At 60.6% G+C, this 20023-nt stretch carries 20 protein-coding genes and 2 pseudogenes; 7 read left to right on the plus strand and 15 right to left on the minus strand.

Going from position 1 to position 20023, the window contains the following annotated elements:
* Positions 1-575: 575 nt before the first annotated feature.
* The 8 genes and pseudogenes from ABDX79_RS07000 to ABDX79_RS07035 form a co-directional block, all read right to left on the minus strand.
* The gene (locus tag ABDX79_RS07000) at positions 576-953 is read right to left on the minus strand and encodes a cytochrome o ubiquinol oxidase subunit IV (RefSeq protein WP_346219555.1); all 378 of its coding nucleotides are present in this window, start codon (positions 951-953) and stop codon (positions 576-578) included.
* A complete protein-coding gene (locus ABDX79_RS07005; RefSeq protein WP_346219556.1) occupies positions 950-1576 on the minus strand; it encodes a cytochrome c oxidase subunit 3 in 627 nt (208 codons plus the stop codon). Before ABDX79_RS07005 ends, ABDX79_RS07000 begins: the two co-directional genes overlap by 4 nt.
* Complete coding sequence (locus ABDX79_RS07010) at positions 1573-3657, minus strand: cbb3-type cytochrome c oxidase subunit I (protein ID WP_463671129.1); 2085 nt, start codon at positions 3655-3657, stop codon at positions 1573-1575. The genes ABDX79_RS07005 and ABDX79_RS07010 overlap by 4 nt, the downstream gene beginning before the upstream one ends.
* Before the next feature lie 17 nt (positions 3658-3674).
* The gene (locus tag ABDX79_RS07015; protein WP_346219558.1) at positions 3675-4595 is read right to left on the minus strand and encodes a cytochrome c oxidase subunit II; all 921 of its coding nucleotides are present in this window, start codon (positions 4593-4595) and stop codon (positions 3675-3677) included.
* Between the two features lie 439 nt (positions 4596-5034).
* Entirely contained in the window at positions 5035-5256 is a 222-nt protein-coding gene (locus ABDX79_RS07020) for a hypothetical protein (protein ID WP_346219559.1), read from the minus strand.
* A complete protein-coding gene (locus ABDX79_RS07025) occupies positions 5256-5831 on the minus strand; it encodes an APC family permease (RefSeq protein WP_346219560.1) in 576 nt (191 codons plus the stop codon). The genes ABDX79_RS07020 and ABDX79_RS07025 overlap by 1 nt, the downstream gene beginning before the upstream one ends.
* Positions 5832-5919: 88 nt before the next feature.
* A pseudogene (locus ABDX79_RS07030) lies at positions 5920-6123 on the minus strand (transposase); the annotation flags it as partial.
* A 115-nt stretch (positions 6124-6238) separates the two neighbouring features.
* Positions 6239-6814: pseudogene (locus ABDX79_RS07035) on the minus strand (IS630 family transposase); the annotation flags it as partial.
* A gap of 406 nt (positions 6815-7220) precedes the next feature.
* Here ABDX79_RS07035 and ABDX79_RS07040 point away from each other — a divergent pair.
* Positions 7221-8167, plus strand: a protein-coding gene (locus tag ABDX79_RS07040) for an IS630 family transposase (RefSeq protein WP_346219561.1) whose coding sequence is annotated in 2 segments (ribosomal slippage) — positions 7221-7557 and positions 7557-8167 — 948 coding nt in all. Because the reading frame shifts where the segments join, the coding sequence is not laid out codon by codon here.
* 340 nt (positions 8168-8507) lie between these two features.
* Here the strand turns inward: ABDX79_RS07040 and ABDX79_RS07045 are convergent.
* The 3 genes from ABDX79_RS07045 to ABDX79_RS07055 all read right to left on the minus strand — a co-directional run bounded on the left by ABDX79_RS07045 (position 8508) and on the right by ABDX79_RS07055 (position 10848).
* Positions 8508-8717, minus strand: a complete 210-nt coding sequence (locus tag ABDX79_RS07045) for a cold-shock protein (protein WP_346219562.1) — start codon at positions 8715-8717, stop codon at positions 8508-8510.
* A gap of 225 nt (positions 8718-8942) precedes the next feature.
* Complete coding sequence (locus tag ABDX79_RS07050) at positions 8943-9326, minus strand: response regulator (RefSeq protein ID WP_346219563.1); 384 nt, start codon at positions 9324-9326, stop codon at positions 8943-8945.
* Positions 9316-10848 (minus strand): sensor histidine kinase, encoded by a 1533-nt coding sequence (locus ABDX79_RS07055; protein WP_346219564.1) that lies wholly within the window; start codon positions 10846-10848, stop codon positions 9316-9318. Before ABDX79_RS07055 ends, ABDX79_RS07050 begins: the two co-directional genes overlap by 11 nt.
* Positions 10849-11562: 714 nt before the next feature.
* Between ABDX79_RS07055 and ABDX79_RS07060 the strand changes: the two genes are divergently transcribed.
* The 5 genes from ABDX79_RS07060 to ABDX79_RS07080 all read left to right on the plus strand — a co-directional run bounded on the left by ABDX79_RS07060 (position 11563) and on the right by ABDX79_RS07080 (position 16484).
* A complete protein-coding gene (locus ABDX79_RS07060) occupies positions 11563-11748 on the plus strand; it encodes a hypothetical protein (RefSeq protein WP_346219565.1) in 186 nt (61 codons plus the stop codon).
* 241 nt (positions 11749-11989) lie between these two features.
* On the plus strand, positions 11990-12508 hold the full coding sequence (locus tag ABDX79_RS07065) for a DUF421 domain-containing protein (RefSeq protein WP_346219566.1): 519 nt from the start codon (positions 11990-11992) through the stop codon (positions 12506-12508).
* 16 nt (positions 12509-12524) lie between these two features.
* Positions 12525-13418: a transglutaminase family protein gene (locus ABDX79_RS07070; protein WP_346219567.1), complete on the plus strand. Its 894-nt coding sequence runs from the start codon at positions 12525-12527 to the stop codon at positions 13416-13418.
* A gap of 401 nt (positions 13419-13819) precedes the next feature.
* Positions 13820-15874, plus strand: a complete 2055-nt coding sequence (locus ABDX79_RS07075) for a putative bifunctional diguanylate cyclase/phosphodiesterase (protein WP_346219568.1) — start codon at positions 13820-13822, stop codon at positions 15872-15874.
* Positions 15875-16004: 130 nt separating this feature from the next.
* Complete coding sequence (locus ABDX79_RS07080; RefSeq protein WP_346219569.1) at positions 16005-16484, plus strand: BLUF domain-containing protein; 480 nt, start codon at positions 16005-16007, stop codon at positions 16482-16484.
* Positions 16485-16581: 97 nt separating this feature from the next.
* On the opposite strand, the gene ABDX79_RS07085 is transcribed toward ABDX79_RS07080, so the two are convergent.
* Positions 16582-17205: a 3-oxoacid CoA-transferase subunit B gene (locus ABDX79_RS07085; protein WP_346219570.1), complete on the minus strand. Its 624-nt coding sequence runs from the start codon at positions 17203-17205 to the stop codon at positions 16582-16584.
* Complete coding sequence (locus tag ABDX79_RS07090; protein ID WP_346219571.1) at positions 17205-17909, minus strand: CoA transferase subunit A; 705 nt, start codon at positions 17907-17909, stop codon at positions 17205-17207. Before ABDX79_RS07090 ends, ABDX79_RS07085 begins: the two co-directional genes overlap by 1 nt.
* Positions 17910-18330: 421 nt before the next feature.
* Here ABDX79_RS07090 and queF point away from each other — a divergent pair, with 421 nt between their 5' ends.
* On the plus strand, positions 18331-18792 hold the full coding sequence (gene queF / locus ABDX79_RS07095) for a preQ(1) synthase (RefSeq protein WP_346219572.1): 462 nt from the start codon (positions 18331-18333) through the stop codon (positions 18790-18792).
* A gap of 36 nt (positions 18793-18828) precedes the next feature.
* On the opposite strand, the gene ABDX79_RS07100 is transcribed toward queF, so the two are convergent.
* On the minus strand, positions 18829-19773 hold the full coding sequence (locus ABDX79_RS07100) for a bifunctional helix-turn-helix domain-containing protein/methylated-DNA--[protein]-cysteine S-methyltransferase (protein WP_346219573.1): 945 nt from the start codon (positions 19771-19773) through the stop codon (positions 18829-18831).
* The coding region (locus ABDX79_RS07105; RefSeq protein ID WP_346219574.1) for a hypothetical protein at positions 19761-20023 on the minus strand (263 nt) is incomplete at its 5' end. The genes ABDX79_RS07105 and ABDX79_RS07100, both read right to left, overlap by 13 nt.

The following is a 20023-nucleotide window of genomic DNA, read 5'->3' on the forward strand; positions in this document are numbered from 1 at the left end:
GATCCATTTCAGATCTCGTCGACAGACAGGTCCGACAGGCTCGATCGTGCAGGTGACCGATATTCTGGCCCGAAAAATTCAGCCTTACTTAGCTTCAGCAAACATGGCTGGCCTGCCCCTACCGGGTGGTCCGGTGTGAATCTTCGTGCATTGTCGGGCTGAAGTGCTCCCCGTTTTTGGTCCGCCCGGCTGGAGAATTTCCGGGGGTTGTGAAGTGCTCCTTCGCGCCGACTACCTCATGGTGCGGGATAAAAATCTCGCTTCGATGCTGCAAGCCCCCTTTTCAGGGCATAGGTCGCACCGGTTTGCAAAGCTGCCTGCCCCCCTTCTTTTGCGCGTCACGCCCTGCCATGACCGCGTCAGTAACGCTCGCGCTGGAGACCTGCCGGATCGAACACCCAATCCGCCACGCGCGCGTCTTGATACGAGAGCCCGGCCGTGTCAGCCGGAGGCCGTATCATACCGGCGGACCTTTGAAACCATCGGTTTCATGGGTCGTCGGCAGCCCGAGCGGCGTTTGAGCCGTTTGCCGGGCGTGGATTGAACCAACGGGTGAATTCATTCGTCCGGCGGTATCAGTGCGTGGACATGTCATGCATCGGCGCGCCGCTGCCCATCGTTTGATGCATCCGTCCGCTGAGATCGGTCATGATGTACCAGGTGCCGCCCGCCATGATCGCCAGCAGGCTCACCGAGAACAACACCAGCAGGAGATCCTCACGCGATTGGCCAGCTGAGATGCCGAGGTGCAGAAAATTCCGCAGATGCGCGATGATCTGCAGCACGGCCGCGACACAGATCAACACGATCGTCAGGGTTGTCGGAAGGTCTGCCAGGAAGGCGGCGAACGCCCCTATGGTCAAAAGAAGGCTGACGACGAAACCCGTGGCGTAGGTCCTGATGTCGTCAGCCTCGCTCTCGTGGTGGAGTTCTCCGGTATTTGGCTTGGTCATGCGAGTGGCACCAGAAAGACGAAGGAAAAGATTCCGACCCAGATGAGGTCGAGGAAATGCCAGAACACACCCAGCATCGACAGCCGGACCTTGACGATGTCGTCGAGGCCACGCGTCAGGATCTGCCCGATCATCAGGAACATCCAGAGAATGCCGGAAAAGACGTGAATTCCGTGCAAGCCCACCAGCGACCAGTAGCAACTGAGCCAACCGCTGACCTGCGGCGTGCCGCCCAGGCTCGCCTGGGTCATGAAGTCCGTGACCTCGAAGTACAGGAAGCCCGCGCCGAAGAGGATACACACCAGCAGCCAGGCGATGATATGGCCGGAACCCTTCTGGTATTTGAGCGCCAATGACACGCCAGCATAGGAAATACCGCCGACGAGCAGGAAGGCCGTCTGCAGCGAAACGCTGGTGATGTCGAACAGCTGGTTCGGGCCCGGCCCGCCCGACATTCCGATCGGATTGAGGTAGGAGGCATAAGACGCAAAGAGGATCCCGAAGACGATGAGGTCGCTCATCAGGAAGACCCAGAAACCGAACACGGTGGTCTCCGCCTGAGCATCGGCCTCGCCATGCTTCTTGCCCAGGTTGAGGCCGGGATAAAGACCGCCCTTGGTCATCCTGCAAACTCCGCAAGTTCGGGAACGCCGCGATTGCGCTCGGTTTCTTCGTCGGCCCGCTTTGCGGGGGCGAGGCTTGCGACTTGTTGGCGGAATCGGCGATCCTCGGCCTCCACCTCCGCAGCCGGAATGATCTTCGGCTTGACGACGCGCATTCCGCGCACCGCAACGATGCAGGGAATGGCGAGGAAGCTGAGAATCGCAAGCCACCAGATATGCCACACCATGGCAAAGCCGAGGGCAAAGGCCGCAATCGCGATCAGCAGCCCATGCGACGTGTTGGCCGGCATTTCGATATCGACGTATTTCTCAGGTGCCTTCCAGGCATCGCCCGTGCGCTTGGATTCCGCCCAGTCGTCGCGCGCCCGCACCTGCGGAATCCGCGGGAAATTCCATTCCGGAACGGGCGCGGGGCTCGACCATTCCAGACTGTGGCCGTTCCAAGGATCGCCGCCGGGCACGGCCAGAGCCTCGCGATTGCGGTAGCTGGTCCAGAACGTCCAGAAGATGCTCGTCAAAGCGCACAGCATCAGCACGGCGCCGAAGGCCGCGATATACATCCAGGGCATGAAAGCCGGGTCCTGGAAGGTGGGCGAGCGTCGCGGCAGACCCATCAGGCCCATCACGTAAAGCGGCGTGAAAGTGAAGACGAAACCGGCCACGAACAGGTAGGCGGTTCGCCGTCCCCATGTCTCGTCGAGACGGAAGCCGAACGCCTTGGGGAACCAGTAATGGATGCCCGCCAGCATTCCGTAGAGTACGCCCGGGATGATCACATTGTGGAAATGGGCGACGAGGAACGTCGTATTGTGGACCTGATAGTCGATCGTCGGATTGGCGAGGATGATACCCGTCAGTCCCCCGATCACGAATAGCAGGAAGAAGCCGACCAGGTAGACGATCGGTGCGGTGATCCGCACGCGGCCCCGCCACATGGTCGCCATCCAGTCGTAGATCTTCACACCCGTCGGGATGCCGATGATCATGGTCGCGATACCAAAGGCGATGTTGACGCTCGCGCTTTGCCCCATGGTGAAGAAGTGATGCAGCCAAACGGTGAAGCTGATCACCGCAATGCTCATGCTGGCGATCACCAGTGAGGTATACCCATAGAGGCGCTTGCCCGAATAGGTGGAGCTGATCTCCGAAAACACGCCGAAGGCCGGCAGGATCAGGATGTAGACTTCCGGATGGCCGAACATCCAGAAGATGTTGGCATAGTTCATCATGTTGCCGCCGGCGTCATTCGTGAAGAAATGGAAATCGGCGTAGCGGTCCAGCGCCAGCATTCCGCTCGATACGGTGAGCGCGGGCATGGCGTAGATCAGCATGATGGCGACGCACAGCGAGGTCCAGCAGAACAGCGGCATACGCATGAGATGCATGCCAGGCGCGCGTTCCTTGAAGATGGTGACGGCGAAATTCATGCCCGTCAGCGTCGACCCCATGCCTGATATCAGGATCGCCCAGAGCCAGTAATCCACCCCTTCGCCAGGGCTGTAGACCTTGCCGGTATAGGGCGGATACATGGTCCAGCCGCCTGTGCCGAACTGGCCGACCGCGAGCGAGATCATGACCAGCGCGGCCCCTGCCGCCGTCAAGCCGAGGCTCACCTGATTGAGCACAGGAAAGGCCATGTCGCGGGCGCCGAGCTGTTGCGGCAGGACGAAGTTGATGAGGCCGATCAGGAGCGGCATGGCGACGAAGAAGATCATGATCGTGCCATGCGTGCTGAACAGCTGGGCGAAATGATCGGGTGCGACGAGGCCGCTTTCCGGCTGCGCCAGCGTGCCGAGCGCGGTCGCCTGATGGGCGCGCATCACGAACCCTTCGATGATGCCGCGTGCCAGCATGACGAGCGCGAGCGCGATATACATGATGCCGATCTTCTTGGCGTCCGGCGAGGTGAGCCAGTCGCGATACAAAGGCACCCACCAGCGCATCCAGGTGAGGACCGCCACTGCGGCGATGGCGCCGAGAACCAGTATGCTGGCCGCCCCGGCTCCGATGAGGGTACTCGAGCTCACGTGTTGGAAAAGATCGGTATAGGGCGTCACATTCCAGTTGAGATTGCCGAAGATCCAGCTGGTTTCAGTGTTCATTCCCCGGCCTCCTTCTTGCTGCCCTCGGGCAGTCCGATACCACCCCAGCGATCGCTCGCGGGCGCGTTTCCGGGCCGGTGGTATTTTGCGAGGATCTGTTGGAAGATGTCCTTCTGCGCCAGCGTCATGGCAATCGGCACAGCTGTTTCCTCGAGACCGAGGTCGCCGCGAGCCTCCGCCAGCACCGTTCGCCGGCGCAGGATGGCATAGGTGTTTTCGTCAAGTGTCAGTCCGCTTTCGGCGCGCGTTTCCCACGACGTATAGTCAGCGGGCTCGACTGCGCGGACCGTGAATTTTTGCCGGCCGAAACTGTCGCCGTTGAATTGCGTGTTCTCGCCTTCCGCATTGCCAGCCTTCGTGGCGGAAAAGTTCAGCTTGGTGGTCATTCCCGGCATGGCGTAGATCTGCCCGGTCAGCGGAGCGATCAGCAGGCTCTGCATGACGGTGTCGGTCGTCAGCGTCAGCTCGACCGGACGCCCGACAGGAACGACGAGCTCCCCGACGGTCGCGATTCCTTCCTCGGGATAGATGAACAACCATTTCCAATCGAGGCCGATCGCCTGGACCTGCAATGGGGCCGGTCCCAGCGGATCGTAAGGGTCGAGCTTTGCGGTAGCGTACCAGAGCCAGCTCGACAGCACGATCACGATCACTGCCGGCACCCCCCAAAGGGCGTATTCGAGCTTCGCGGAAAATTCCCAGTTGGGTGCGTATTCGCCGCGCGGCTTCGAATACCGATAGCGCCATAGGATAAGGGGTACGCCGATGAGCACGGGCAGGATCACGATCATCGTAATCAACGTCACCCGAATGAGATGTGTGAATTGCTCCTCGGCAACAGGCCCCATCGGCTGGATAAAGCTCTGCTGGAGAGCGTCCGTGGCCGCGAAGGCATCCGAAGTCATCCATGCAAGCAAGAAGCCGGCGCCTATCTTGGCCCACACCATAGAGTTTATCCCCGCCAGATTTGTTCTGAGAGTTGCCAAGATCCGGAAGCCTTCTTTCAGGTCCGGACTGCCGCTGCCCCTCGCGAAAAAAGCCCGCGGCAGGGCGTATGTGTGCTTCAAAAATCCACGCATCGAAATCGTCTGATAGCGCCGGCCCTATGAATTGACCGATGGATCCATTCCTGTCCGACAAACCTCTCCATAGTCGCCTGGGTTGATGCCCCTGCCCTTCGCCGGACATCGACGATGATGTTCGCCACCCTCTTCGACACGGTCTTCCTTTCGCCTCATCGCCTTAAGGTTGCAAAAGCAGCGATCAGGCCGCCTTATTCTTGCCGCATCAGACGAGTCCGATACAAATTTGTTGCGCCGCAAGAGCACTAAAATCAAGCCCTGAAGCCGCACGCACTCAAAGGTTTCGGGGTGCGGAACCGCCGGCCCCGTCGTTTCGCCCGTGAATTGGCTTGATCCTGACCTCGCCGAGAATCTTCCTGCTGATCCCCGTAAACAGCAGGGCGAACAGCACGACCCCAGCAAAGACATAGATGTCCAGGTCATGCTTGCCGGTGAGATGCCGCAGGAAGAAAACAAGCAAACCACCATTGGTGAGCGTTCCAACCCATAAAAGCATCAGGTGGCAGCCCCTGGGGCCCTATGCTTTATGGCAGCACCCAGCGGAACGAAGGTATGCACCATCAGGAAGGTCGCGCTGGCGACATCGCCGATCTGGGAAAGATCCAGGGTCAGGATCATCACGATGACGATGCCGACCGTGGCCACCATCGCGATGTTGCCCTCGCGCAGGAACAGGGGCTTCGCCAGAACCGGGCTCACCTCGTTGTGCCGCGCCATGAAGCCGATCGTGTTCGACCCGGAAAAGATGTTGGCGTTGATGTTGGTCATGGTCGAAACCATCGCGGTGAGGCCGATGATCAAGAAGCCCGCGGCCCCGAGATCGGGCCGGGCGGCGGCGGCCAGGGCGTGATCCTTGGCACTTTCGATGGTGGACAGGTCGATGCTGCCGAAGACGGCGATATCGAGCCCGACGTAAACGGCGCCGACCAGCAGGTTCGAGATGAAGATCGCCTTCGCGATGACCGCACTGTGTTTGACGCTCCCTCCGGCATTCGCGATCACGGCGAAGCCGGCAAAGGACAGGTTGGCCAGCGCGACGGCGTTGACGAAATTGCCGAACCCGAAGGCCACCGCACTGTCGTTCGCCGAATAGATAGCACTAGAGCGTCGGGCGACTAATCAGCAACATAGCCTTCGGCCTTGAGATAATTCCAGCATTCGTCTGCCCGGCCCGCACGCCTCGATCACGCTCGGCCTGACGCACCCACTTGCGCAGCGTCTCGCCCGAGCAGCCGATCTTCGCCGCAATCGAGGCGATCGCCTCCCACTGCGAAGCGTAGTCGCCCTGATGCTCCCGAACCATGCGGACAGCCCGTTCCCGGACCTCCGGCGAATATCTCTTCGATGTCGGTTTCGTCGTCATGATGACCCCATTCTCTCAGAAAGTGAGGTCTCCGGGAAAGCCGGGGCGGTTCACCGAGCGCTTGCCAGAGGTCGCCCGAAGTTCTTGCCTTTGCCTTTCGCAGAAGGGTTTTGAGCTTTGAGAAAGCCATTTCGATCGGGTTCAGGTCCGGCGAGTATTTCGGTCGCAAGAGGCGCCAGGCGTCGCGCTTGGCAAGAGCCTCGGCAGCCCGAGGGCTTTTGTGGACATTCAGATTGTCCATGATCACGACGTCGCCTGGCGACAGGCAGGGCGCCAGTTGGGTGCGCACGTAGACATCGAAAGCCGGGCCGTCCATCGCCCCGTTGATGACCCTCGGCGCAATCAGGTCATGACAGCGCCGCCCCGCGATGAAAGTCTGCGTTTGCCACCTGCCGAAGGGGGCGTCGGCCCGCAGCCTTTCGCCCTGAACGCTGCGGCCGCGCAGCGGCGTCATGTTGTTCTTCACGCTGGTTTCGCCGATGAACACCAGCCGCCCCGGCTGCCGGCGCATGAAGGGCTGGCGGCGATCACGCCATTCACGCCGGGCCGCTTTCACATCGCAGCGTCCTTGCTCCGATGCCAGCAGCGTTTTTTTATAGGTGAACCCCGACCGGCAGAGCAGCTTGGACAGGTTCGACGGATCGACCGTCACCCCTTGCTGCGCCTCGAGCCAGGCGGCAAGGTCCGGCATGGTCCGGCATGATAATATCCGGCTTGGCCTTCACTTTGTCGATGATGGCGTCATGATGAGGAGCAAGTTTCCCAGATGCCTTCGGGCGACCTTGCTTGGCCGGCGCCACCGATCCCGTTGCCGCATAACGGGCCTGAACTCGAACCGCCGTCGACGGCGCTACTTCAAACCGCGCCGCCATCGCCCGACGCGAACTGCCTGCCCCAATGCCCCGAACGATCCGAAGCCGCAAATCTGATGAAACTGATTTTCCCATGGCGCACCTCCACCACCAGGAGATCAAAATCTACGCCAAAACAGAACCCCTCGATTCAGACTTCACGCCCGGTGCTCTAGAGCGTTTTCCGACTGGGTAGAGTCTGATCGCAGTTCGTGATTCAAGCTGTTGACCGAAAGGGAGGCAGCGATGGCACGGGCATTATCGATCGATCTTCGACATCGGGTTTTGGCGGCGATGCGACAGGGCGCAACGACGCATTCTGCGGCCGAGCGGTTCGGGATCGCGATTGCGACGGCGGTACGCTGGCGATCGCAGGACCGTTCGGGCCGATCCGATCCGCTGCCGATGGGCGGCGACCGTCGGTCGGGCCGGGTCGAGGCGGAAGCCGACTTTCTCCTCACTCTGATCGACGAGGCTGACGATATCACGCTTCACGAGATGCAGCAGCGCCTGGCCGACGAGCGCGGACTGAAGGTCGGCGTTGGCACGTTGTGGCGGTTCTTCGATCGGCGCGGCATCACGTGGAAAAAAAGACCGCGCATGCGAGCGAACAGGATCGCCCGGACATCCTGAAACGGCGAGAGACTTGGTTCGACAGCCAACTCGACCTTGATCCCGAGCGGCTCGTCTTCATCGACGAAACGGGTTTGAACACGAAGATGGCTCGGCGTTACGGCCGCTCACCGAAAGGCGAACGATGCCGCTCAGGAGTACCACACGGGCATTGGAAGACGACCACGTTCACCGGTGCCCTACGGCTGACCGGCATGACGGCACCAATGGTTCTGGACGGTGCCATGAACGGCGTTGCCTTCCGAGCCTATGTCGAACAGGTCCTGGTGCCGACGCTCACGCCTGGCGACATCGTCGTCATGGACAACCTTCCGGCTCACAAGGCTGAAGGCGTGCGCGAAGCGATCGAGAAGGCCGGTGCCTACCTTCGCTTTCTTCCGCCCTACAGTCCCGACTTCAACCCGATCGAGATGGCCTTCTCTAAACTGAAGGCGCTGCTTCGAGCCTGCGCCGAACGGACCGTCGACGGACTATGGCGCACGGTCGGATCGCTCCTGCTGCGCTTCGAGCCTGATGAGTGCGCAAACTACTTCAAAGCCGCCGGGTACGATGCAGCGTGATCGGAAAACGCTCTAACGAAAAGGACGGCAGAGGAACGGCCAGAAATCGATTGCGGCGATCGCAGCGATGGCGGCACCGAACTCGGGACAGTCGCGGAAAGTCCAAGCGCATTTACCGTCTACGGCGCGACGACGGTGCTGCGGCACGATGGAGATGCGCGATGACGGTGGTTTGAACAAAAAAACCCCGCAACCTTTTCAGGGTGCGGGGCGAGAAGCGAGCATGCTTCAAAAGTCGCAGTGTGAGGCTTTGAAGCTTCTCAAGCCGCCAGTACATCCGTGGTCGACCTGAGTTGCTCTGAGCCTGTCGCGTGCGACCGAAGCGCAATCGTGCTTCGTGTCAGGCCATCGAAATGTTTTCGGCAGCCATTTTTCCGCTCTTGCGGTCGGCGGCGAGCTCGTAGTTCACCTTGTCACCTTCAGAAAGGCCCGAAAGGCCCGAACGCTCGACGGCGCTGATGTGAACAAAGGCGTCCTGGCCGCCGCTATCCGGAGAGATGAAGCCGAAACCCTTTTGGGCATCGAAGAATTTCACGGTTCCCGTCGTCATGGGATACCCTTTTCATAAACAAAGTCAGTCCGGCATACGCTCGTCGTATACCGTTGTAGATCGATATATCGGGAAAGATTTCAACTAGACGCCGCTTCAGCGGCGAAAGGCCAATAGATCCGGCCGTCGTTCGACATCCCTTACTTACGCCAAGCGTCGGCCAATTACAAGGAGGCACAGCATTTATTCTATCGCACAACCTGTCAGAGCCAAACGGAAAGCGCCTCAGATTTTCATTCTCCGATCCGCCTTGCGCAAAGCATTGAGGATGGTCGCGCGCAGATAGGGCTTGGAGAAGAAGACGCCGCCATTCGGCACCTCGTCATCGGCAAGACTCGAATGCCCCGACACGATGATGATCGCGATGTGCGGCCAGCGATTGCGGACAATGCGGGCAAGATCCAGGCCGTCGAGCTCGCCGGGCATGTCGATATCGGTGAAGAGGATGCCGATGTCGTCGCGCGCATCGAGGATCTTCAGCGCCTTGTCCGCGTTCGACGCGTCGCAGACGGTAAATCCCTCGTCCTCGACCATGTCGACGGCATCGGCGCGGATCAGCGCCTCGTCCTCTACGATCAAAACGCATTTGCCGGTCATCTCAATGTCCACGTTCTGATCCTGCTTCCTCGGAAGAGCGTTCCGGGATTTCTGTGGGGAGACGACCGTTCAGACGATAGGAAAGGCCTGCGGGCTCGAATTCGGTCTTGCCGCTACCATCGAAATAGGACGGGACGATCTGGTTGGTAAGCCGGGAGCCAAATCCCTTGCGCGCGGGCTCGATCACGTCGGGGCCGCCCTGTTCGCGCCACTCGAACCAGAACGCTCCCCCCTCTTCCAGCCCCCAGCAGATGTTGACGTGGCCCTCTTCCTTGGCCAACGCGCCGTATTTCACCGCATTGGTGGCCAGTTCGTGAAGGGCGAGCGAAAGACCGAGCGCCGCCTGGGAGGGAAGATCGAGCCGAGGACCGGTGAGCGTCACCCGGTCGCTTCGCTCCAGATGCACCTTCAGCGCGCTTTGAACGACGTCGTGGATCGTCGCGCTGGCATAGGTGGTCTGCCGCAGGAGATCCTGGGCATTGGACAGGGCTCCGATCCGCTGATCGATCGTCACGCCCGCCTCCTCCATCGAGGATGCGTGCCGCATCGTCTGCGAGACGATCGCCTTGACCATGGAAAGCGTGTTCTTGATGCGGTGCGCCATCTCGTTCTGGAGTTCGCGCTGTTGCTGCTCGGAGCGCTCCTTGGCGGCAAGAAGCTCGTTCGCATCGAGCAAGGCCGCGGCCTGTTCGGTCTCGGCGGTGATATCGCGCGCGCTCGAATACAGCTTGTCGCCTTCGGGCAATGCGACCCATGAAAGCCGCCGCCAGTCTCCCGACTTCGTTCGGTAGCGGTTCTCGAAGCGCAGCAACGGGTTGCCTGCGCGGAGCGTCTCCAGACCGCTTGCACTGGCGTCGAGGTCGTCGGAGTGGACGAAAACCTTATAGGAACGCCCCTCTATCTCGCTGGCCTCCCAGCCGAGCGTTGCCGTCCATGAAGGGTTCACGCGATCGAACGTCCCGCTCGGAATGTCGATCACCGACAACAGATCGGGATTGTAGCGCCAGTTCCGGGCCTGTACTGCGGCCTTTTCCATCGCGAGCTGGGCCTGACGGCGCTCATCGGTGACATCGCGAGCCGCGCAATAAAGAAGCCCGTTTTCCGGGACAGCGGTCCAGGAAAGCGTCCGATAGCCTCGGTCCTTCGAGCGGAACCGGTTCTCAAATTCGAAGGTCTGCAAACCGTCGGCGAGCTGGACGATCTCGGACCTGGTTTTGGCCCGGTCGTCCGGATGCTCCATCCATTCCGAAGTGCGCCCGATGATTTCGTCCTCGCACCAGCCCAGAATGCGTGTCCAGGCCGGGTTGATGGAGATCCACACGCCGTCGGCGCCGGCAACGCCCAGCATGTCGCCGCTCAGCTGCCAGATCCGCTCTTTCTCGGCGGACTGGGTCGCGACCTGCTTTTCGAGGGTTTCGTTGTGCTCGCGAAGCTCGCGCTCCGACGCGCCCTCTTCGGCACGGCGTTCGGCGTCCGCAGACAAGCCATCGCCTTGCGCGCCAGCGACCGGTGCAGAGGCAGCATGTTGTTTCATGAGCGTCCCTCGACAGAATGGTGCGAGACTACACGCATCGCGCATGACACCAGTCACGTCCGGGACACCGCTGCACGCTATGTTGTGGCCCTATAAATCTGTGCCTGTCAAATGCGCGGCAAAGAAAATTACGCGCGCCAATCCACGCAAAGGATAATTGAAACAAACGGATACGACCGAAAGCCCAATGGACCGGAGGCAGCCCTCGAGATTTTGCCGCGTCGAATCGCCCAACAAAACTTGAATATGAACCGAATCCAGAAATTGAACTTCTTTTATGATCCTCTGGTATTGCAAGACGCGGATCGAAGACCAGTTAATAAGGCAGAAGAAAAAATGGTTTTCCTTCTGTCCCTGTCGCCGCCCGTCGGACGATGCCATCGTTCATCGCACGGACAGCGCCCCTCGGTGATCGGGCGTTTTCGCTTCAGGCCCGCACGCGAGGGGCAAAGGTCTTTCCATCACCGCCCTACGGCTTCCAGCGAGAGTGATGGGGGTTTCGGCGACAGCGTCGCGGGGCCCGTTCGTTAGGCATTTTCCGGGAACAGGCTGTGAAGGAATTGGTCATGAACGACAACAAGTCTCCGGATGACAAACCCGGAATTCGCCCATCAGGGGCGCCACAGACGAGTTCCGAGCGGCGTTCCGCCCGTATGGATCTTGAAGATCTCGCCAATGCCATCCGCCTGCCAGAACGTCCAAAGGAGTGTCCCGATGAACCGACCGATCGATAGCAGCTATTACCGTTTGAGGGCTGAGGAATGCGGCGAACAGGCGGGATCGTCCACTCTTGCCAATGTTCGTGAAAAGATCTTGACCTCCCAGAAAGCCTGGCAGGAAATGGCCGACCGGGCCAGCGAACGAGAAGAGAGCGCCAGGACCGCCCACGCGCAGGCCTGATAAGACGACCGTCAAGGGCGAGGACCGGCACCGCAGGGGCGCGTTCGACAGCACCGATCCGTGCGCGACGAACCGTTGGCCGCTCGTTCCTCGCCTTTTCAAACCGTCCACCGCGCCGCGACAGGCTCGCAGGAACTGAAGTCCCGCCAAAGGAATGCCGAATGACCGGCATTTCCCCTGATCGGGTTCGGAACGCAAACTCTCTCCTCACTCTTCCTTCAAGTCACAGCAGGAGCAGCCCTTGTTTGGTCTTCCCGAACCTCTCGACGCCGTCATTCGCGGTGTCCTTCTAGGCACCGTTTCTCTCGCCTTCATCATCGTCCTCGTCCGACTGGTGGGTCTGCGCTCGTTCTCGAAGATGACCTCCTTCGACTTCGTCATCACCCTCGCCACAGGCTCGCTTCTTGCAAGCGCCGGCACGGTCAATCACTGGCCCTCCTTCATCCAGGCTCTGATCGCGATCGCCACGCTCATGGGCCTTCAGGTGGCCCTCGCCCTTTATCGCCGCTCCAGGGGCGGCGCGAGTTCGCCAATGGAAAACGAGCCGCTGATCCTGATGAAAGACGGCGTCTACCGCGAGGATGCGATGGGCGGGAGCAGGGTCTCGAAGGACGATGTGCGCGCGAAACTTCGCGCGGCAGGCGTAAGACGTCTCGCCGATGTCCGCTACGTCGTTCTGGAGACCACGGGCGATGTCAGCATCATTCAGGGCAAGGACGGCGACGACGTCGACAGCGACCTGATCGAGAACCTGCGATGAACAGCGCGACACGCTCATGATCGGTTCGGCGCCGCCCCTGCACCTCACCATCAGGCATCGAACCGCCTATCGATACCATCAGGCCGTTGGGCTGAACGCGCACCGGATGATGTTGCGCCCCCGCGAAAGCCACGAACTTCATCTCTTCGGAGCCGAGCTGCAGGTCTCGCCCGACGCCCGGATCAATTTTACCCAGGATGTCTTCGGCAATACGATCGCCACGGCCAGTTTTTCCGGCATGACGGATCGCCTCGTTGTCGTCAGCACCCTCGATCTGGAACTGAGTGCGCCGGCCTGGCCGATCTTCGCCATTGAACCCTCGGCCATCTCCTATCCGTTCCGCTATTCAGATGCCGAATGGGCTGACCTCGGCATGCTGTCATCACCATCCTATCCGGACGCGGACAAGCTGCGGGCCTGGGCCGAAGGGTTTGTCCATCGGCCGAACACCGATACGCTGAGCCTTCTCAAGGATATCAGCACCGGCGTCTCGAACGCCGTTTCCTATCAGTCCCGGGAAGAGGAAGGGACCCAGTCCCCGCTCTTGACGCTCCAACGTGGTTGGGGATCATGTCGCGACCTCGCGGTGCTCTTTACCGATGCGGTACGCTGCCTCGGCTTCGGCGCGCGGATCGTCTCCGGCTACCTCTACAATCCCTTCGGTGACGCCATCGGTTCGGAAGGCGGCGGGTCCACCCATGCCTGGACCGAGGTCTATGTTCCGGGTTCGGGCTGGATCGTCTTCGATCCGACGAACCGGTCGGTCGGCGGATTCAATCTCATTCCGGTCGCGGTGGCCCGCCACATCGATCAGGTCATGCCGGTCTCCGGCAGTTTCCAAGGTTCAAGCGACAGTTTCGCGGGCATGACGGTCGATGTAGAAGTGACCGGCGGTCCGTCCTTGCGATAGACTTGGCTTTCTCGATCAGAGACCGCCGGACGGCTTTTCGTCCGCCACACGCCTGCGGCACATAAGCGATCTGGCAATCCGGCATCGGCGAAGCGATCAGACGGGTTTTCCTCTGAGGCTTCGGATACCATCATGAGACAAGACGAAGCAGCAAAGCGACGTGTGGTTTCTTGCTGATCGCCTGTTACTCCAGACGAGGAAACCGGCTTCAACAACAGGAAGCCGCCGCATCATCGACGATAACATTCCTTGCATGAAGTTACGATTTACGTTGTTTAACAACTGACAATCTGATCGGCGCTCTTCTTCGCTATCATGGCCGTCGTGAGACAGTCTCTTAGGATTTTGACTGTTAACAGGTTTGCCTGCGGTCGAAATCCGGTTCACGTCAAGAGGCAGGCATGCGTGTCGTCAGTTGTCTACTCACCGAGCATAATCCATGGCTCGTTTTTCTGGCCGCCGCTATGTGCCTCATCGGATCCGTTGCAACGGTCAGGCTTTGGAAGAGATCGCTGATCGCCTCGGGCCGGAGCCATCTGGACTGGTGCTTTCTCACCGCCGTGACGGCGGGCGCGGCGATTTGGGCCACCCATTTCATCGCCATGCTGGGCTACGAACCACCGGCGGCGGTCACCTTCGATCCGCAATTGACGATCATCTCCATTGTCACCGCCATTCTCGGCACCGCGCTCGGATTTTGGCTGTCGGCCTCCCGTAATCCCGTTATCGCTCGCGCTTTGAGCGGCGCGACACTCGGCCTTACGGTTGCCGCCATGCATTTCGTCGGCATGTTCGCCTATCGCGTCGATGGCATCGTGACATGGCATCCGGATTATCTTGGTGCGGCCATTGCCCTGTCGCTTGTCTTTTCGATGGCAACGACATGGATCATGACATTGAAAAGCGCGCCCCTCGAACGCCACCGGACCACGGCCGCGGTCGGAACCCTCGTCCTGGCGATCGTATCCCTGCATTTCACCGGGATGGCCGCTTTCGAGGTTTCCCCGATCCTGGGAGTTTCTGTCGGCGCCGATGCCGAAGCTTTCGGCGCGATGGCGATGAGCATCGCCGTCGTCGCCCTCTTGATCGTTTTCACGGGTCTGTCGAGCCATCTGATCGACGATCGCTCGCGCCAAGAGTCTGAGAGGGAGCTGATCTATATCGCCACCCATGACGAACTGACCGGCCTCGCGAACCGGCGGTTCTTCAAGGAGGCACTGAGCGAGCGATGCGACAGGTTTCGCCTCGGCACCGGCGAGCGGTTTGCCCTGATGATGATCGATCTCGATCGCTTCAAGCCGGTGAACGATACGCTTGGCCATTCGGTCGGCGATATCGTTCTGACCCGCCTCGCGGGGCGGCTGCGCAAGCTTCTATGCGATGGCGAATTGCTGGCGCGGCTCGGAGGCGATGAATTCGTCGTTATTTGCGGCGATGGCGCGGACGAGGCCAAGCTGCGCAACCGTGCCGACGCCATCGTCGAAATCCTGTCGCGCCCGATCATCGTTCAGGGGCATGTGATCGAGCTTGGAGCGAGCGTCGGGGTCACAACGGTCGGGAACGACGGTGCAACACCCGAAGAACTTACCCAGAACGCCGACGTCGCTCTTTACGCCGCAAAGGCGGCCGGTCGATCGACATATCAGTTCTACAAACCCTCCATGTCGAGCGAGATCCAAGCCCGTCGCGCCCTTGAGGCGGATCTTCGCAGGGCGGTTATCCGCCAAGAGTTCGAAGTCTATTACCAGCCGCAGACCGACGCGAAGACAGGTGCCTTTACCGGTGCGGAAGCCCTTATTCGCTGGCAGCACCCTGAACGGGGATTGCTCTCGCCGGCGGTGTTCATTCCGCTTGCCGAAGAGCTCGGCCTGATCGGAGAGATCGGAAGCTGGGTCTTGAGAAAAGCCTGCCAGGAAGCCGCGACGTGGCCGGCGCACCTGACCGTGGCCGTCAACCTCTCGCCGATTCAGCTCGTCGACCGCCGCCTTGCCCGCATCGTCAAAAGCGCGCTGTCGGAGTTTCATCTGCCGGCTCATCGGCTGGAACTCGAAATCACCGAGACCTCCCTGATCGGCAACGATGTGCAGGCCCTGGCCGTTCTCAACGAAATCCGGGCTCTCGGCGTCTTCATTTCCCTGGATGACTTCGGCACGGGCTATTCGTCTCTCAGCTATCTGCACCGCTTCCCGATAGACCGGATCAAGATCGACCGCTCTTTCATTTCGCGAATACCAAGCGACCCGGACAGCCTCGCGATCATTCAGGCCATCACCCAGCTCGGAAAGAGCCTCGGCATGAAGATCACGGCCGAGGGCATCGAGACGCACGAGCAGCAGACGTTCACGCGGGTTGGTGGCTGCGACCATCTTCAGGGCTATCTGATCAGCAAGCCGATTCCCTATGATGACGTCACGCGCCTGTTCCAAAGCGACCGGTCGAGCGAGGCCGCCGCGTGACGGACCGGGCCAGGAGGCGACGAGCCGGCATCGTGCCCCGTCTCAGGAACCTCGTTCCGCCTGATGCTGCGCCGCCAAAGCGGCGGTGCCCTTCGCCATCGTGGGTTGATTTACGCAAGGATCGACAACTATGTATCGCCTCCTCTTCACCAGCATTGCCCAGTTGGACGACCATGCCGATGGCGCCGGCGGAGCTATCTCGCATATCGTCGAGAGGTCGCGGGACAACAACCGAAAACGCGAACTGACCGGCGCGCTTCTCTACGCGAACGGAACGTTCATTCAAGCCCTCGAAGGGCCTGCATCGCACATCGAGACAGTCTTCGAGGCCATCAGCGCCGATCGTCGGCACAAGCAAATCAAGGTCATCGAGCTGGAGCTGACCAAGGCGCGGCTTTTCGAAAACTGGAACATGGCGTTCGTCGGCACATCAAGCGAGCCGACAAGACTGAGCGTCAATCGCGACCTCATGCATATCGCGGTGACGGTCGATGCCCGGCCCGCCGAAGCGATCCGCCAGATGCGCGTCCTCATCAACGAGATGTCGCGGCGTACAGATAGCGGCGGGCAGACAGGATCGTCTCAACGGTCGGCAGCGATGGGCGCATAGAGCGTGATGCCGAACGGTTGCAGATTTTTCGGATAGTGCCGACGGACCTTCGAAAGCCGCGCTTTTAAAGGGCCGTCGGCAAAATTCGTCATGGCCCTCAGACGATGGTCGCCTCGGTGGCGGCGCGCAGCTGGTCTTCAGAGACGCCATCGGCGAGTTCGACGATCTTCAAGCCGCCCTCGACAACGTCCAGCACGCCGAGATTCGTGATGATCCGGTCCACCACTCCCGTGCCGGTCAGCGGCAGGGTGCAGGATTTCAGCACCTTCGATTCACCGGCCTTGTTCTGGTGATCCATCACGACGATGACCTTGCCGACACCGGCGACCAGATCCATCGCGCCGCCCATGCCCTTCACGAGCTTGCCGGGGATCATCCAGTTCGCCAGATCGCCGTTCTCGGCCACTTCCATCGCGCCGAGGATCGCCGCCGCGATCTTGCCGCCCCGGATCATGCCGAAACTCATCGCGCTGTCGAAATAGGCCGTGCGCGACAATTCGGTGATGGTCTGCTTGCCGGCATTGATCAGGTCGGGGTCTTCCTCGCCCTCGTAAGGAAAGGGTCCCATGCCCAGCATGCCGTTCTCGGACTGGAGCGTGATGTCCTTGTCGCCGACATAGTTCGCCACCAGCGTCGGAATGCCGATGCCGAGATTCACGTACATGCCGTCTTCGAGTTCCTTCGCCGCACGGGCGGCCATCTGGTTGCGATCCCAGCCCATCAGGCTTCCTCCCTCGCGCGCGTCGTCACTTTCTCGATCCGCTTCTCATGCTCGCCCTGAATGAGGCGGTGCACGTAAATGCCGGGCAGGTGAATGTGATCGGGGTCGAGGCTGCCACGCGGCACGATCTCCTCGACCTCCACCACGCAGACCTTGCCGCACATGGCCGCCGGCGGATTGAAGTTTCGCGCGGTCTTGCGGAAGACGAGATTGCCCGTGTCGTCCGCTTTCCAGGCCTTGACGATGGAGAGGTCGGCGACGATGCCGCGCTCCAGGATATAGTCCTCGCCGTCGAAGCTCTTCACTTCCTTGCCCTCTGCAACGAGGGTGCCGACGCCGGTCTTGGTGTAGAAGCCCGGAATGCCGCTGCCGCCGGCACGCATACGCTCGGCAAGGGTCCCTTGCGGGTTGAATTCGAGTTCAAGCTCGCCCGACAGATACTGGCGCATGAACTCGGCATTCTCGCCCACATAGGACGACATCATCTTCTTCACCTGCTTGGATTCCAGAAGCACGCCGAGACCGAAGCCGTCGACGCCGGCATTGTTCGAGGCGACCGTCAGATCCTTGGTGCCCGCGTCGCGGATGGCGGCAATCAGCAGTTCGGGAATGCCGCAGAGGCCGAAACCGCCAGCAGCGATCAGCATCCCGTCATGAAGCAATCCCTCAAGCGCTTCGCTCGCGCTGCCATATACCTTTTTCATCGGCCCTCCGATCGATGTTCGTGATAATGAGACACCTTGATCCCTCGCGTCATGCGTTATGCCATGCAAGACAGCATGGGGTTTGAGATCGACATCGTCCTCTTCCCGTTCGAGACAAGGGCGAACGTCTTGTCAAGATGGGTTGGCCTGTCTCGAGGACAGCCTCCGGTCCGGCCGCCAAGATGATCGTTGGCCTCCACTGGGGGTATCGTGAGGCAGCCGAGCGTCCGCAAGTTCAAAGATCCAGGAAGCAATGAGAGGATTTCTGCATGATCGGTGTTTTTCCTGCCGCGCGCCCTTCGATTTGAGTGCGGAAGAAAGCCGCGTTCTATAGAGATCGCATCTTGAAAGCCGCAGCGCACCGCAGAAAGAGCGCTCGGGTTCACAGACTGGAAAAAACGCGAAGGTTCGATCCACCGACATGACCGACACCAGCACCCTGTCCCAGCTCGGCCGTCACTCCGATACGCCCCGCTCGCCGGAGGAAGCCGTTCTCGAAACCGTGCCCTTTGACACGGGCGATGGAACGCCGACCGTCGTTCGGTTCACCTGCCCGGAATTCACATCGCTCTGTCCGGTCACCGGGCAGCCGGATTTCGCCCATCTCGTGATCGACTACGTTCCCGAAAAACGTCTGGTCGAATCGAAATCGCTCAAGCTTTTTCTGACGAGCTTTCGCAACCATGGCGCCTTTCACGAGAGCTGCACGGTGATGGTTGCCAAACGAATCGTGGAGGCAACTGAGCCTCGCTGGCTGCGAATCGGCGGCTACTGGTATCCGCGCGGCGGTATTCCGATCGACGTCTTCTGGCAGACCGGACCGGCACCCGAGAGCATCTTCCTGCCGGATCAGGGCGTTCCGACCTACCGCGGACGAGGATAGGCCCCTTGCCGCGCTGACGGGTTTCAGCGGGCGGCCCTATTCCCTGGCGAGGACGCCGGACTCCCAGCCCAGCATGGCGCGCTTGCGAGTGATGCCCCAGTGATAACCGGTCAGGGCCCCGCTTTTTCCGAGAACCCGGTGGCAGGGTACGACAAAGGAAATCGGGTTGCGCCCCACGGCGGCCCCCACGGCCCTCGCAGCCTTGGGTGCGCCGATTTCACCGGCGATGTCCGAATAGGTCGTCGCCCCACCGAACGGGATTCTCGTCAGCGCTTCCCAGACCCTGACTTCGAAATCCGTTCCGATGAGCACGAGGCGGAGCGGCTGATTGGAGCGCCAGGCATGGGGGCTGAACACCCTCTCAGCCAGCGGCCTTGTCCCTTCCCAATTTTCAACGAAGCTTGCTTTCGGCCAGCGCCGACGCATGTCGGCGAGCGCATCTGCGCGACTGTCCGGGGTGTCGTCGGCAAATCCGATGCCTGCAAGCCCGCGCTCGGTCGCGACCACGATCGATGTGCCGAAGGGGGTCGGATGATAGCCATAGAGGAGCTGCAGGCCCTCGCCTTTCGCCTTGAAGGCACCCGGTGACTGGGCCTCATGCTTGACGAACAGATCGTGGAGGCGCGAGGGGCCCGAGAGCCCTACCTCGAAGGCTGCATCGAGCAACGGCATTCCCTCGCCGAGCAGACGCCTGGCATGGTCGAGGGTTACCGCCTGCAGGAAGGCTTTCGGAGAGAGGCCACACCAGCGCTGGAAGGTCGCAGCAATCAGCGCCTGGTCGACATCGAGTTGCTCGGCAAGCTCTGCGAGGCTGGGTTGTTGACGATAGGTGAGCGAAACGGCTTCGATCGTCCGGCGCACGAGGTCATAATCCGATGTCGGGTGCGGCGCGGATGGATCGCTTGCGCCCCCCTTCCCCGCCAAGGCGGTGCCGGCAGCGGTCGCATGTGTTTCGAGTGGATCGGTCATCAGTCGCAGCATGGCATAATTCTCCTTGTTGGAGGAGAATCGCACCGGCACGCAAAGGGGACCACCCGTTTTTGCGCGCGATAGCGGATCGCAGATGACGTCTGTGGCTGGGCAGCGGTCGTCTTCGCGGTCTGCGGCTTTCCCGCCACTTCTTTTTGTGGTTTTGAGACGCGTAAAAGCCCCGGTTTATGGCCGGGGCTTTTGTTTGTTTGTTGTGAAGAAGAAGATTTTTTGATCTTGGTATTTGCGGACCTGGCGGCGA

This window comes from Fulvimarina fulva, from assembly GCF_039652615.1.
In the GTDB taxonomy this organism is placed as follows: domain Bacteria; phylum Pseudomonadota; class Alphaproteobacteria; order Rhizobiales; family Rhizobiaceae; genus Fulvimarina.